Source organism: Streptomyces sp. NBC_01446 (assembly GCF_026340095.1).
Classification (GTDB): Bacteria; Actinomycetota; Actinomycetes; order Streptomycetales; family Streptomycetaceae; genus Streptomyces; species Streptomyces aureus.
Map to the genome: position 1 here is coordinate 5295817 of NZ_JAPEPO010000001.1, position 13598 is coordinate 5309414.

A 13598-nucleotide genomic window follows, 5' to 3' on the forward strand; every position below is an offset into this window, starting at 1 on the left:
GGGGCTCCCGCTCCTCAGCTCTTCGACTGAAGGGTGTCGGCGTCGATCTGCCGGTCGAGCTCGCGCAGCCCCTTCTTGAGGTCGTGGACCTTGCCCGCCTCGACGGAGTACGAGAAGTCCTGCAGCGACGTGACGTACATGCCGCCGTTGGTGGAGGGCGGCATGACCTGGCTGTACTTGTTCTGCGCGATGTCCAGGAAGGTGCGGAACGTCGGATCGGCGTCCAGCTTCGGCGACTTGAGGGCGGCGAACGTGGACGGCACGTTGTGGATCGCGTTGGCGAAACTGACGACCTGATCGGTGTCGGCGGTCAGGAACCTCACCAGCTCCCAGGCCGCGTTCTGATGCCTGCTGCTGTGCGCGATCCCCGCGACGGTGCCGGTGAGATAGCCGCGCCCGTACGTCTCGGCCTGGTCGTCGGGGACCGGCAGCGGTGCCACGCCCCAGTCGAAGCCGACCTTGGCCTCGTTCATCATCAGGCCGCGCCACTCGCCGTCGAGGTGCATCGCCAGCTTGCCGTTCATGAACGCGTTCTGCGTGGACATCTCGTCACCGAAGGACGTGCGGAAGCGCTCCAGGGCGTTGTAGCCGCCCTGCGCCTCGACGAGCTTGTGGGCGGTGTCGAAGAACTTGTACGTCGCCGGGTCCTTCGCGAGCCGCGAGTCGCCCTTGGCGTCGAAGTAGGTGGGGCCCCACTGGGCGAAGAGCCGGTCGGGGCTGTTCTGGTACAGGCGGAAGTTCGGCATGAAGCCGACGCGCCTGTAGGAGCCGCCCGCACGCTTCGTGAGCTTCTTGGCGTCGGCCTCGAACGCGGACATGGTCCGCGGCGGCCGGCTGATGCCCGCCTCCTTGAAGGCGTCCTTGTTGTAGTACATCCCGTACGCGTCGGCGAGCAGCGGCAGGGCGCACTGGTTGCCGTCATAACTCGTGTAGTCCAGGAGGGTCTTGGGGAAGACCTTCGCCTTGTCGAGGCCGCTCTTCCTCATGAACGGGTCGAGGTCCGCCCACATGCCGGAGTCGCAGTACTGGCCCACGTTGTTGGTGGTGAACGAGGTCACCACGTCGGGGGCCTCGTCGCCACCGGCCCGCAGTGCCTGGTTGATGGTGGCGTCCGTGACGTTCCCGGTGGCCTTCACCTTGATGTTCGGGTGGAGCTTCTCGAAGCGGGCGATCGAGTCGTTGATCGCCTTCACCTCGCCGGGGGCCGACCAGCCGTGCCAGAACTTCAGTGTCACGGGTTTCGTCGGGTCGTCGTCGGCGCTGCCGACACTCGGGTTGGCGCAGCCGGACAGCAGCAGTCCGGCCGCGGCGAGCGCTACGGGCGCGCGCAGAGTCATACGCCATCGCGGCATGGCGAACGTCCTTTACCTGTACGGGAGTTGGAGAAGTGACGAAAGGCGGGGGAGGGGGAGCGGGGCGGGATCAGACGTTGCTGGTGTCGAAGACGATGTCGCGGGCCTGGGTCAGTGCCGAGCGCAGGGCGCCGGTGAGGATCGGGTCGTCGTCGAGATCGCTGATACGCAGCTGGGGCCGCGGCAGGGCGAGCCCGGTGAGTTCGTCCTCGACGCGGACGCGCAGCGCCTCGCCGCCGGCCTGGGCCACCTGTCCCGACAGGACGACGAGCTCGGGGTCGACGACGGCGACGACGGCGGCGAGCCCGGTGGCCAGGCGGCGGGCCACCTCGTCGAGCACGGCGGGGTCGGCGAGGGCCTCGCCGAGGTCCTTGGCGCCCCCGGCGAGCAGCCGCACGGCGGGCGCGGCGACCAGACTCTGGAAGCCGCCCCCCGCGTCCTCACCGGCGATCTCCTCCTCGCCGCCGCGCGCCAGCGGGGCGCCGGGCAGCGGCATGTAGCCGATCTCGCCCGCGCCGCCGGTCGCGCCCCGCAGGAGCACGCCGCCGAGCACGATCGCCGCGCCGACACCCTCGTCGAGATAGGCCAGCACGAAGTCGTCGTGGTCCTGCGCCGCGCCCTCGTACTGCTCGGCGATGGCGGCGAGATTGACGTCGTTCTCGATGGAGACCGGGGTGCCGAGGACCTCGGCGAGCTCGGCGAGCAGGGTGCGCGAGTGCCAGCCGGGCAGGTGCGGGGCGTACCGGAGCTGGCCGGTGTGCGGGTCGATGGCGCCGGGGGTGCCGATCACGGTGGCCGTGATGTCGTCGTGGCCGAGCCCGGCCCGCCGCAGGGCGCCGTCGAAGGCCTCGGCGACGAGCTGGGCGGTGCGGTTGCGCACGTCGTCGGCGACGGCGACGGCCTCGATACGGCAGCGGCCGCGCTCGGCGCCGGCGATGTCGGCGACCACGGCGGTGATCCCGGTGGGGTCCGCGGAGACGGCCACGATGTGGGCAGCACCCGGGTGGATCTCGTACAGCACGGCGTTCGGCCCGGGCCGGCCGGTCTGGCTGCCCGTGGTGCGCACCAGGCCCACCGCTTCCAGCCGGCTGAGCAGCTGGGAGGTGGTGGGCTTGGACAGGCCGGTCAGCTCGCCGATCCGGGTACGGGTCAGCGGACCGTGCGCGACGAGGAGGTCGAGGGCCGCGCGGTCGTTCATGGCGCGCAGGACGCTCGGGGTACCGGGGGTTCCCGGGGCCGTACCGGCCATGACCTGTCTCCTCGCAGCACTGTTAGGAAGGTTTCCTATTGATGTGCGAGGAACGTAAGCCGTGGGTGAGGGAGGCGTCAATAGCCGACGGCCGTCAGGCAACCAAGTCGTTACCCGTGCCGTCCGGGCCCGCCAGGCATGCGTGGTGGCCGTACGCCGGGAGACGTACGGCCACCTGATGACGCGAGCCCACAAACGCGAGAACCCGGATCGTTGTCAGGCGGAAATGCCTTCGATCCGGGCCAGTGCCTCGTCCGCGCCGAACGGCTGCAAGTACGGCAGCCAGCGCGGATCCCTGTGCCCGGTCCCGATGATGCGCCAGGCGAGCCCGGTCGGAGGGGCCGGCTTGTGCCGCAGGCGCCAGCCGATCTCGACCAGGTGACGGTCGGCCTTGACGTGGTTGCAGCGGCGGCAGGACGCGACCACGTTCTCCCACGCGTGCTGGCCGCCGCGGCTCTTGGGAATGACGTGGTCGACGCTGGTTGCGACGCCACCGCAGTACATGCACCGCCCGCCGTCCCTGGCGAACAGCGCTCGCCGGGTCAGAGGAACGGGCCCCCTGTAAGGGACCCGGACGAACCGCTTGAGGCGGACCACGCTGGGTGCAGGGACGGTACAGGTTGCGCTGTGCATATAGGCGCCGGACTCCTCGAGGCACATGGCCTTGTTCTCGAGGACCAGAACGAGCGCGCGGCGGAGCGGTACGACGCCGAGTGGCTCGTACGACGCGTTGAGGACCAGGACATGCGGCACGGATGCCTCCTTGTACGCCGGCGGCGCGTGGCTCGCGCCGGGACGATCTGTAGTCAGTTTCCCCTCATGGCCTGCACAAGCGCCACCATGTCCCGGTAACGGGCTGGGAGTGTTTTCGACCACACCCCCTTCATCCCCAGGTGAGGACCGGCTCTCCCTCGAACAAGACAACGATCCACACACAATGCCCCGTTAGTGTGGTGGGTCTGCCCGTAACTTTGCCATTCACGGGCGGCCGCTATGCCTGGAGGTTTCAGCCGTGATCTTGTCCGTCCTGTCGGCGTCCGACCCGTCCTCGGACCCGACCACACTCAAGGACGCCCAGGAGCAGGCCACCAACGCCGCGAGCTGGGTCGGGCAGAACTGGTCCACCTGGCTGGGTATCGGCCTGCGCATCTTGCTCATCGTCGTCATCGCCGCGGTCCTGAGAGTGGCCATCCGGCGTGCCATCACCAAGCTCATCGAGCGCATGAACCGCACGGCGCAGGCCGTCGACGGCACGGCGCTCGGGGGACTGCTGGTCAATGTGGAGCGCCGCCGGCAGCGCTCGCAGGCCATCGGCAGCGTGCTGCGCTCGGTCGCCTCTTTCGTGATCCTCGGCACAGCCGCCCTGATGATCCTCGGCACGTTCCAGATCAATCTGGCCCCGCTGCTCGCCTCGGCGGGCGTCGCGGGTGTGGCGATCGGCTTCGGCGCCCGCAACCTCGTCACGGACTTCCTGTCAGGCGTCTTCATGATCCTGGAGGACCAGTACGGCGTCGGGGACAGCATCGACGCGGGCGTCGCCTCCGGCGAGGTGATCGAGGTCGGCCTGCGCGTCACCAAGCTGCGGGGCGCCGACGGCGAGATCTGGTACGTCCGCAACGGTGAGGTCAAGCGCATCGGCAACCTCTCGCAGGGCTGGTCCACCGCGGGCGTCGACGTGACCGTCCGCTCGGACGAGGACCTGGTCAAGGTCAAGGAGACCCTGGCCGAGGCCGGCCTCGCCATGAGCAAGGACGAGCCCTGGAACGAGATGCTGTGGGGCCCGGTCGAGGTCCTCGGCCTGGACAGCGTGCTCCTCGACTCCATGGTCGTGCGCGTCTCGGCGAAGACCATGCCCGGCAAGGCCCTCACGGTGGAGCGCGAGCTGCGCTGGCGTATCAAGCAGGCCTTCGACGAGGCCGGGATCCGCATCGTGGGCCGCCTGCCCCTGCAGGCCGGCGACGAGGCCACCGCCGACCCGACGGCCGGCGTCTCGGCCCCGTCCGCCTACGCGTCGAGCACGTCCCCGCAGTCCCTCGCGGCCTCCCCGATCACGCCGCCGAACCTGGCGAAGTAGTCGAAGCGACGGCCGGAGCCGTACCGCAGGAGGGGCGCTGTCAGGAACCACGGTTCCGGGCGGCGCCCCTCCTTCTTCTTTCCCCCGGCACCGCCCCTGTCCTGCGGGGGGTCGCGCGTCAGCCGGCCCGCAGCTCCGACGGGTGGACCGAGCGTCGCAGCAGCGGCAGTGAGGTGGCGGTGGCCGCGAGGCAGGCGGCGTAGACCGCAGGCGGGACCAGGAGCGGCATGACCACCGGAACTGCCGCGCCGACGGCGGAGGCGTACGCGAGATGGACGGCCGTGCCGCCGAGTGTCGCGAGGACGAAGGCCGGTGCCAGCGGCAGCGCGGTCTCCAGGAGCAGTGTGCGCGCCAGGACCCCATAGGGGACTCCGGACGCGGCCTGGGCGGCGAGGGAGCGGCGGCGGGTCGCCACCGACTCGGCGGTGCCCACAGCGAGGCTGAAGAGGCTGATCGCGAGAGCGACGAGCACGGCGCCGCCGACGAGGTCGATGCCAAAGGTGTAGTAGCTGATGTCCATGCCCATGTGGCCCTCGCGCTGCGAGCGGTGCAGTTCGTCGAGCAGGACCTCCCGGATTCCGACGAACGCGACGCCCACGACGGTGACGAGGAGCAGGGCCGCGTGCGTGCGGGCGGCGGCCCACGCGTCCTGGCGGAGCCGGTGCGCCGCGATGAGCACGGCGGGACCGGTGGCACGGCCCGCGAGGCGCGCGCCCATCAGACGGGACGAGGCCCCGGCCACCCACACCGACCCGGCCCCGGTCACGACGACCACCGCGCCCACCAGCAGGGGTGCGGCCGCGATGTCGCGGGTGCCGCGCAGGGCGAGCAGCGCCGAGTCGGCCACGACGAGCAGCACCGGCACGATCAGGCCGACGAGGAAGCCGGGCCCGTGGTCGGCCGTGACCCGGCGCACCTGACCGAGCGGCGACGCCACCACGTGGCGCAGCGCGAACACGCTCACCCCGGCGCCCGCGGCCGGCACCGCGAGGGCCAGGGCCACGAAACCGGCCCAGGCGAGCGGCACGGGATACCCCGTCGTGGCGAGCATCGCCCCGAACGCGATCAGCGCGAGGACGGAACCGGCGAGGCACGCGAGCCCCGACTCCAGCGCCGCGATCCGCCGCACCTGACGCGGCCCGGCCCCGGCGAGCCGCAGCGCGGCGAGCCTGCGGTCCCGGTGCACCGCGCCGACGCGGGCGCACTGCCCGAGCAGCCCGGCCACGGGCGCGAGGAGCAGCAGCAGCGCGACGACCACGCCCTGCCGCGTGCCCGGCTGGTCGAGCAGACCGTTCCCGTACGGGACGGACACCTGGTGGCCGGTGAGGGCGGCGAGGGCGGCCGCGCCGAGGCAGAATCCCGTGGCGAGCGCCGCGCCGAACGCGGTGAGCGCCAGCCGCCACCGCTCGCGGCGGTCGGAGCCGGTGACCAGGGTCCAGGCGAGCCGGGTGTCGGTGCGGACGGAGGGCCGGGTGCTGGCGCGGGCCGCGACGTCAGTGGTCATGGGACACCGCCTGGGGGAGCATCGGGCTCTCCTGGACCGCGCCGTCGTGCAGCCGCACCTCGCGGTCGGCGTACGCGGCAACCTGTGCATCGTGCGTGATGAGGACGACCGCGGTGTGGGTCTCGCGGGCTGTGTGCGCGAGGGCCGTCATCACCTGTTCGCCGCCCAGGGAGTCGAGCGCCCCGGTCGGCTCGTCGGCGAAGACGATGCGCGGGTCGGTGACCAACGCGCGTGCGAGAGCGGCTCGCTGGACCTGCCCGCCGCTCATCTCGCCGGGGCGCAGCTCGCGCTGTCCGCGCACGCCGAACCGTTCGAGCCAGGCGTCTGCCCGGACGTGGGCCTCGGCGCGCGGGACGCCCGCGAGCAGCAGCGGCAGCGCCACGTTGTCGATCACCGGCAGTTCCGGGATGAGCTGGCCGAACTGGAAGACCACGCCGAACTCGGTGCGCCGCAGCTCGCTCAGCCGCTCTTCCGGAAGCCGGTCGAGCTGCTCGCGTCCGTAGGACACCGACCCCGCGTCCGGCCGCACGATCCCGGACAGGCAGTGCAGCAGTGTCGACTTTCCGCTGCCGCTTGCGCCGGAGACGGCGAGGATCTCGCCCGCGTACAGGTCGAGCGCGGCGCCGCGCAGCGCCTCGGTCCTGCCGTACGACTTCACCAGGCCCCGGGCGGCCAGCAGGGGCGCTCCGGCCGGGACTTCGCGTGCTTGCGTGCTCATGCTGCGGTGACCTCCGCGGTCAGGGTGGAGAGCCGGGCCGCGGTGGTGTTCATCCAGCGCAGATCGGCGTCGAGGTGGGCGAGGGCGTAGTCGGCGGAGAGGACGGTGGTGAGATCGACGCCGGGGCCGGTCTTGACGGCGGTGAGTTCACGCATCCGCGCCATGTGGGCGGCCCGCTGCTCCCGCAGCACGGCGGCCGGGTCCACGGCATCGTCGACCAGGATCGACACGACGACCTTGGCGAAGATCTCGTTGGTCACGAAGGGTGCGGGGGGCGTGATCTCCCCTGCCCACCGGATGAGTTCACTCGCTCCTTCGGCCGTGGACCGGTACAGCGTGCGTTCGGGGCCGCCGTCGGATTCGGTGCCCTCGACGTCGGCGAGGCCGTCGCGCACCAGGCGTTGCAGGGTCGTGTAGACCTGCGCGTAGGCCAGCGGGCGGGCCTGGGGGAAGCGGTCGTCGTAGCGCCGCTTGAGGTCGTAGCCATGGCTCGGACCCCCAGCCAGCAGCCCGAGAAGGACGTGACGGGTGCTCATGGAGTCAGTATGTACTCGGTATATGTACTGAGTACATAGTGACGCGGTGAGCGGTTGAGGTCAGGTCAGAAGTGAGAACTGAAATTCCGCTTACGTCACTCCGCGACCGCGTACGCCTCCACCGACCACAGCGAATAGCCGTAGCGCGTGGCCCGCTTGTCGCCCTGGACCCGTACGAAGCGGGTGTCGCGGGCGTCCATGCGGACCGACTCGCGGCCCCCTTGGCCGTCCTTCACGGTCGCGGCCGTGCGCCACGACCTCCCGTCGGCGGAGGTCTGGATCCGGTAGCCCTTCGCGTACGCGTCCTGCCAGGTCAGCACGACCTGGCCCAGCCGCACCGGCTTCGCCAGTTCGACCTGCCACCAGGCGCCGTCCTCGGCGGGCGACGACCAGCGGGTCTCCGGGTCGCCGTCGCTCGCGGCGGACGCCGGGAAGTCCGTGGTCTCGTCGGCCGAGGACGAGGGCCTGCCCTCGCGGGCCAGGTCCGGGCCGGCCGTACGCGGGTACGCCCGCACCGACACCGTGCGCGTCGTGCCGGCGAAGCTGACCGGCACGTCGTACGTGCCCGCCGGAGTGCCCTCCGGGACCGTGATGTCGACCGGGGCGCTCACCTGCGTGCCGCGCGGGAGCGAGGCCTGCGCGGGCAGCGCCACCTTGATGCCGTGCGGGCCTTTCGCGCGAAGGCGCCCCTCCACGGAGCCCGGCCGCTGCGATGTCAGGTGTGCCGTGACCCGCCGTGCGCCGCCGCCGATCTCCGCGTCCAGCTCCGTGCGGGCCAGCTCGAACGAGGCGTCGGGGGAGTCCGCGTACCAGGGGACGACGTGGCGCACGGCGCCCTTCTCGGCGCCGGTCACGCGGATCGCGTCCGCCCGTACGTCCTTCGGCCTGCGCTCGGTGAACCCGCTGTCCGTGAGCGTGCCCACGGACTTCCAGCCCTCTCCGGGCTCATGGACCTGCACGGTGCCCTGCGTGCCGGGGTCGGCCAGGACCGTCACCGCCGTGAGCCGCCGCGCCCGCGGCAGTTTCGCCTCTCCGTCGCGCGTCGCGTCGGCGCGACCGGTCCCCGCCCACGCCGCGTACGCCTTCTGCGCCCGGTCGAGGAACGGGTCCAGCACGCCCTTGCCGACGGTGACCTGACGGGACTCCAGAGCGGCGCGCCGACGCTCCAGGAGCCGCGCCGCCCGCCACGCCGCCGCCCCGTCACCGCGGGCCTGCGCGTCGAGCATGTCGACGGCCGTCTCCCCGGCCTCCCCGTAGCGCGCCAACTGGTCGCTCCAGGGCCGCACTTCGGCGTCCACCGGCGTCGACTCGAGCCGCTCCGGCGTGCGCCGCATCACGGTGAACGCGTCCCGCAGCTTCTTCGCCGCCGCCTCGTACCGCGCGCGGTCGGTGACCACCGTCGTACGGGAGTCCCAGAAGCCGGAGACGACCGGCTTGAGGTACGCGGACTCGTCCTCGCCGAGCACGGACGACGCGTCGTTGCCCGCCAGCGCGCCGAGCGCCTCACGAGTGGGCGCGTCACCGCCCGCCAGGTCGTCGATCGCGGCCTTCCAGGACTCCTGCGGGCGGTAGTCGCGCGGGTTCCACGCGTAGTCCGCCGTCGTGAACAGCGGGATGCGGGAGGCCGCGGGCTGTTCCATCGCGTTGGCGAGCAGCGCCGCCGAACCCGTCGCCACGGCGGGCTCACGGCCCGTGTAGGGCCCGAGGAAGATGCGGTCCTGCGCGTAGTCGTTGACCGGGTAGTTGTCCATCGTGACGAGGTCGTGCGCGGACCCGAACGCGGCCCGCGCGCCCGCCAGTTCGCGCCCGGTGATCGTGCGCGGGACCACGCCGACACCCGTCCACGCCACCTCGACGGAGTCGTCGAGCCGGCCCGCGAGCGCCCCGCGGTACTCCGTCGACCCGTCCTGGTAGAACTCCGTCGGCATCAGCGACAGCGGCCCCGTACCCGGGTGCCGCGCCGCGAGGTGCCGGGCCACCGCGTTCGCCACGCGCGCCTGCGCCCGCGCCGCCGCCTTCGGCCCCGAGCCGAACGTCCTCGCGTCCGCCTCGCAGTGCCACTCGCTGTACGACACGTCCTGGAACTGCAGCTGGAACGCCCGCACACCGAGCGCCCACATGGCGTCCAGTTTGCGGTTCAGGGCCCTGACGTCGTCGTCCGACGACATGCACATCGCCTGCCCGGGCGCCACGGCCCAGCTCAGCGTCACGTGGTTGGCGCGCGCCCGCTCGGCAAGCGCCCGGAAGTCCGCGCGCTGGGCGGCCGGATACGTCTCGCGCCACCGCGCCTGCCGGTACAGGTCGTCGCCAGGCGCGTACAGATAGCGGTTCTGCTTGGTGCGCCCCATGAAGTCGATCTGGTCGAGCCGCTGTTCACGGGTCCACGGGGTCCCGTAGAACCCCTCCGTCAAGCCGCGCACGGCCGTCCCCGGCCAGTCGCGCACGACGACCCCGGCGACCTTGTGCCCGCTCACCAGCTGCCGGAACGTCTGCACGGCGTGGAACAGGCCGTCGTCGCCGACGCCTTCCATGGCGACGGTGTCCCGGCCGTCCGTCCGCCCGACGGCGAGCCGGTACCCGCCGGACGGCAGGTCCTTGCGGGCCGACGCCCCGAGAGCGCCGAGCGCCGTCTCGAGGCCCTGTCCGCGGCCCGGGCGCGCGTCGGCCGCTCCCCAGCCGTCACCGGCCGCGGTCCCGGCGGCCACGGAGCCGATCCGCACCACGAGCGCGGGAGTCGCGGGCAGGGAGCTCCCGTCGTCGACCTCGGTGATGTGCCGGGCTCCTGCCCCGCGCAGCACGGTGCGCAGCGCGTCCACCGCGTACCGGTCGGCGCCCCGGCCGGTGACGAGGACGACCTCGTCGGTCACGGTCACGGACTCCGCGCCGGAGGCGGTACGCAGCGACTGCGGCCGGGGCCACACCGCGGGCGTTCCCGTCTCGCTGTCCCGGTCACCCGTGGAGAGCGGGTGACCGGGAGGGGCCGCCACCGCTCCGGAGGCTCCCCCGAGCGCACTGGCGATGACGGCGACAGCGATCGCCGCCGCCCCCTTCCTGTGGCGCCGGAGCTGCACAGCTCACTCCTCGTTGGTCTCGGCTCGGTGATGGGACCGGTCATAGGTGTCCCAGGATGGCAACCGAGCCCACCACTGACCGGGTCGGAGTGTCAACGGGAGTGGCCGTTGTGCCGCAATTGCCCGGCCGGGAGTGGCCGGAGGGGGTGATTCGCGCCGCTCACCGGCCGAGTCCCGCCCATGGAACAGAATGTGACCAGTAACACGTTGTCGGGCCGTTCATGTCTGCGGCCGCGCTCGCTGGGTAGAGCTGCCGAGACCGTCACCCACGAAAAGATCGACGACAAGACCCGCGAAGAACCGCGAAAAGGAGGCCTTCATGGCCGCATCAGCGCACCTTCTGCTCTCGGCCCTGTCCAAACAGGCGGACGTCATCCTGCCCGCCCCCGCCCTGCCGCTGCCGGACGAGTTCGCGTTCGGCGCCGAACTGCCCCTCACCAGCGAACCGCCCCTCGCCGACACGGAGCCGCTGACCAGCGAGCCCGCCCTCATCGACGTAGCGCCCCTCACGAGCGAGCCGACCCCCTCGGGTCCGGTCGCGGGCCTGGACGCCTCGGGGGTCTAGGTGACGCTGGCCCGGCTCGCCGCGCTGCACGGGGTCGCCCCGTCCTACTCGCCGTCCCCCGGCCGCACGGTCGAGGCGCCGGACGCCGCGCTCGTCGCCGTCCTCGCCGCCCTCGGTGTCGACGCGCGCACCCCGGAGTCCGTACGGGACGCGCTGGCCGCGCGTGAGGCGGAGGCCGCGGCGCGCCTGCTGCCCCCGACGGTCGTCCTGTGGGCCGGTGAACCCGCCCCGGCCTGGGCGCGGGAACTACCCGAAGGCGTGACGCTCCAGCTGGCCACCGAACAGGGTGAACGCGTCGACGGCTGGCGGCCGTCCAGGTCCGTTCCCCTCGGCATCCACCGGCTGCGCGCCATAGCCCCCGACGGCGCCGCGGCCGACGCCCACCTGATCGTCGCCCCGCCGCGCGTGCGCACCCCGGGCGAGCGCACGTACGGGCTGCTCGTCCAGCTCTACTCCCTCCTGTCGGCGAAGTCCTGGGGCATGGGCGACCTCGGTGACCTGGCCGACCTCGCGGCCTGGGCGGGCCGTACCGCCGGCGCCGGGTTCGTGCAGGTCAACCCGCTGCACGCGGCCGTACCCCGCGGGGAAGGCCCCTCGGACCCCTCCCCGTACCGCCCGTCGTCGCGCCGCTTCCCCGACCCGGTACATCTGCGCGTCGAGGACATCCCCGAGTACGCCTATCTGCCCGACGCCGACCGCGACCGTGTGCGCGGGCTGCTCACGGAGGCCGCCCGGCTGCGCGACGGCGTCCTGCACAAGGGCGCACTGATCGACCGCGACGCCGTGTGGGACCTCAAGCGCCGCGCCCTCGACCACGTCCTGCGCGTCCCGCTCGGCCCCGGCCGCCGCGCCGCCTACTGGGACTTCCTCGCCGAGCAGGGCGAGGACCTGGACCACCACGCCACCTGGTGCGCGCTCGCCGAGCGGCACGGCCCCGACTGGCACACCTGGCCCGAGCCTCTGCGCGACCCGGGATCGCGCGAAACCGCCGAAGCCCGCGCCGCGTTGATGGACAGCGTCGACTTCCACAGCCACCTCGCCTGGCTCACCGACGCCCAACTGGCCACCGCCCAGCGCTCCGCGCGCGACGCGGGCATGCCCGTCGGACTCGTCCACGACCTGGCCGTGGGCGTACACCCGGAAGGTGCGGACGCCTGGGCCCAGCAGCACGTCTTCGCCGCGGGCATGTCCGTCGGCGCGCCCCCGGACGCCTTCAACTCCCGCGGCCAGGACTGGGGTCTGCCGCCCTGGCGCCCCGACCGGCTCGCCGCCGTCGGCTACGCCCCGTACCGCGCGCTCCTGCGCGGCCTGCTCGCCCACGCGGGGGCGGTCCGCATCGACCACGTCATGGGCCTGTTCCGGCTGTGGTGGGTGCCGGCCGGGCAGCCGCCGACCGAGGGCGCGTACGTCCGCTACGACGCGGAGGCGATGCTCGCCGTACTCGCCCTGGAGGCCGACCGCGCCGACGCCCTGGTGATAGGCGAGGACCTCGGCACGGTCGAGCCCGGCGTCCGAGAGGCCCTGGACGCACGCGGGGTGCTCGGCACGTCCGTGCTGTGGTTCGAGCGGGACTGGGACGGCACGGGCCGCCCGGTGCCGCCGGAGCGATGGCGGACGGACTGCGTGGCCACCGCCACCACCCACGACCTGCCGTCCACCGCGGCCCGGCTGACCGGCGACCATGTGCGGCTGCGCGACAGCCTCGGCCTCCTCGGGCGGCCGCTCGCGCGGGAGCAGGCCGAGGCCACGGCGGAAGTCGCCGAGTGGACCGCCCTGTTCGCGCGCCTCGGACTGCTGCCCGGCGGCGGGGGACAGGGCCCGAGCGAGGAGGAGGAGATCCGCGCCGTCCACCGCTTCCTGCTGCTCACCCCGGCCCGCATGGTCGGCCTCTGGCTGCCCGACGCGGTCGGCGACCGGCGCCCCCAGAACCTGCCGGGAACCTGGGACGAGTACCCGAACTGGCGGCTCCCGATCGCCGACGCCACCGGCCGTCCGGTCACCTTCGAGGAGCTCACGGCCTCGCCGAGGGCGCACGCGCTGATCGAGGTCCTGCGGTCCGGACTGCCCCGTACGGCACCCCCGGGCGCGCGGCCCGTTTAGGTGTTCGCTACGTTTGCACCGTGGACAAGAAGAACGCCCTGCGCGCCGGCGCCCTGGCTGCCGGTACGACGCTGATGATGCTGCTCATGTCGTCCCCCGCGTTCGCGCTGGCGCGCGACGACGGTGACGACCCCGGTAAGGGCCTCTCCGTCATCGAGACCCTTGGCCTCTATGTCGTTGCGCCGATCGTGCTGTTCCTGGTGATCGCCGGCCTCGTGATCGTCGGTGACAAGTCCCGCAAGCCGCAGAAGCAGGGCTGACCGCCGCACCTTCTCATTGACGTCTTTGCCGAGGGCGTCCTCGTGTGCACCGCGCACCGAGGACGCCCTCGGCGCGTTCCCGGCGTTGTCCTACGGGGGCTACCGGGGGCTACCGGGGGCCGCCGGGGGCTATGGGGTGTTCCGCTGGCGTTCCACGTGCGCTCGGCCG

General features: G+C 72.6%; 11 protein-coding genes. 4 read left to right on the top strand and 7 right to left on the bottom strand.

Annotated features, from left to right (window positions below):
- Positions 1–14: 14 nt before the first annotated feature.
- From OG456_RS23735 to OG456_RS23745, 3 genes are all read right to left on the bottom strand, one after another.
- Positions 15–1352, bottom strand: a complete 1338-nt coding sequence (locus OG456_RS23735) for an ABC transporter substrate-binding protein (RefSeq protein ID WP_266564165.1) — start codon at positions 1350–1352, stop codon at positions 15–17.
- Between the two features lie 70 nt (positions 1353–1422).
- Complete coding sequence (locus OG456_RS23740; protein WP_266564166.1) at positions 1423–2601, bottom strand: ROK family transcriptional regulator; 1179 nt, start codon at positions 2599–2601, stop codon at positions 1423–1425.
- Between the two features lie 216 nt (positions 2602–2817).
- On the bottom strand, positions 2818–3354 hold the full coding sequence (locus OG456_RS23745; protein ID WP_100594167.1) for an HNH endonuclease: 537 nt from the start codon (positions 3352–3354) through the stop codon (positions 2818–2820).
- Between the two features lie 259 nt (positions 3355–3613).
- Between OG456_RS23745 and OG456_RS23750 the strand changes: the two genes are divergently transcribed.
- On the top strand, positions 3614–4675 hold the full coding sequence (locus OG456_RS23750) for a mechanosensitive ion channel family protein (RefSeq protein ID WP_266564167.1): 1062 nt from the start codon (positions 3614–3616) through the stop codon (positions 4673–4675).
- 118 nt (positions 4676–4793) lie between these two features.
- On the opposite strand, the gene OG456_RS23755 is transcribed toward OG456_RS23750, so the two are convergent.
- From OG456_RS23755 to OG456_RS23770, 4 genes are all read right to left on the bottom strand, one after another.
- Positions 4794–6179 carry an FtsX-like permease family protein gene (locus OG456_RS23755; protein WP_266564168.1) on the bottom strand — a complete coding sequence of 462 codons (1386 nt, stop codon included), beginning with the start codon at positions 6177–6179 and terminating at the stop codon, positions 4794–4796.
- Complete coding sequence (locus OG456_RS23760; RefSeq protein WP_266564169.1) at positions 6169–6897, bottom strand: ABC transporter ATP-binding protein; 729 nt, start codon at positions 6895–6897, stop codon at positions 6169–6171. The genes OG456_RS23755 and OG456_RS23760 overlap by 11 nt, the downstream gene beginning before the upstream one ends.
- The gene (locus OG456_RS23765) at positions 6894–7433 is read right to left on the bottom strand and encodes a PadR family transcriptional regulator (protein WP_266564170.1); all 540 of its coding nucleotides are present in this window, start codon (positions 7431–7433) and stop codon (positions 6894–6896) included. The genes OG456_RS23760 and OG456_RS23765 overlap by 4 nt, the downstream gene beginning before the upstream one ends.
- A 95-nt stretch (positions 7434–7528) precedes the next feature.
- Entirely contained in the window at positions 7529–10504 is a 2976-nt protein-coding gene (locus OG456_RS23770; protein WP_266564171.1) for a beta-N-acetylglucosaminidase domain-containing protein, read from the bottom strand.
- A gap of 319 nt (positions 10505–10823) precedes the next feature.
- Between OG456_RS23770 and OG456_RS23775 the strand changes: the two genes are divergently transcribed.
- Genes OG456_RS23775 through OG456_RS23785 form a run of 3 tightly spaced genes read left to right on the top strand, consistent with a single transcriptional unit; the run spans position 10824 to position 13429 of the window.
- Positions 10824–11069 carry a hypothetical protein gene (locus OG456_RS23775; protein WP_100594170.1) on the top strand — a complete coding sequence of 82 codons (246 nt, stop codon included), beginning with the start codon at positions 10824–10826 and terminating at the stop codon, positions 11067–11069.
- Entirely contained in the window at positions 11070–13169 is a 2100-nt protein-coding gene (gene malQ, locus OG456_RS23780; RefSeq protein ID WP_266564173.1) for a 4-alpha-glucanotransferase, read from the top strand. It begins immediately after the preceding gene.
- 20 nt (positions 13170–13189) lie between these two features.
- The gene (locus OG456_RS23785) at positions 13190–13429 is read left to right on the top strand and encodes a hypothetical protein (protein WP_266564175.1); all 240 of its coding nucleotides are present in this window, start codon (positions 13190–13192) and stop codon (positions 13427–13429) included.
- Positions 13430–13598 lie beyond the last annotated feature (169 nt).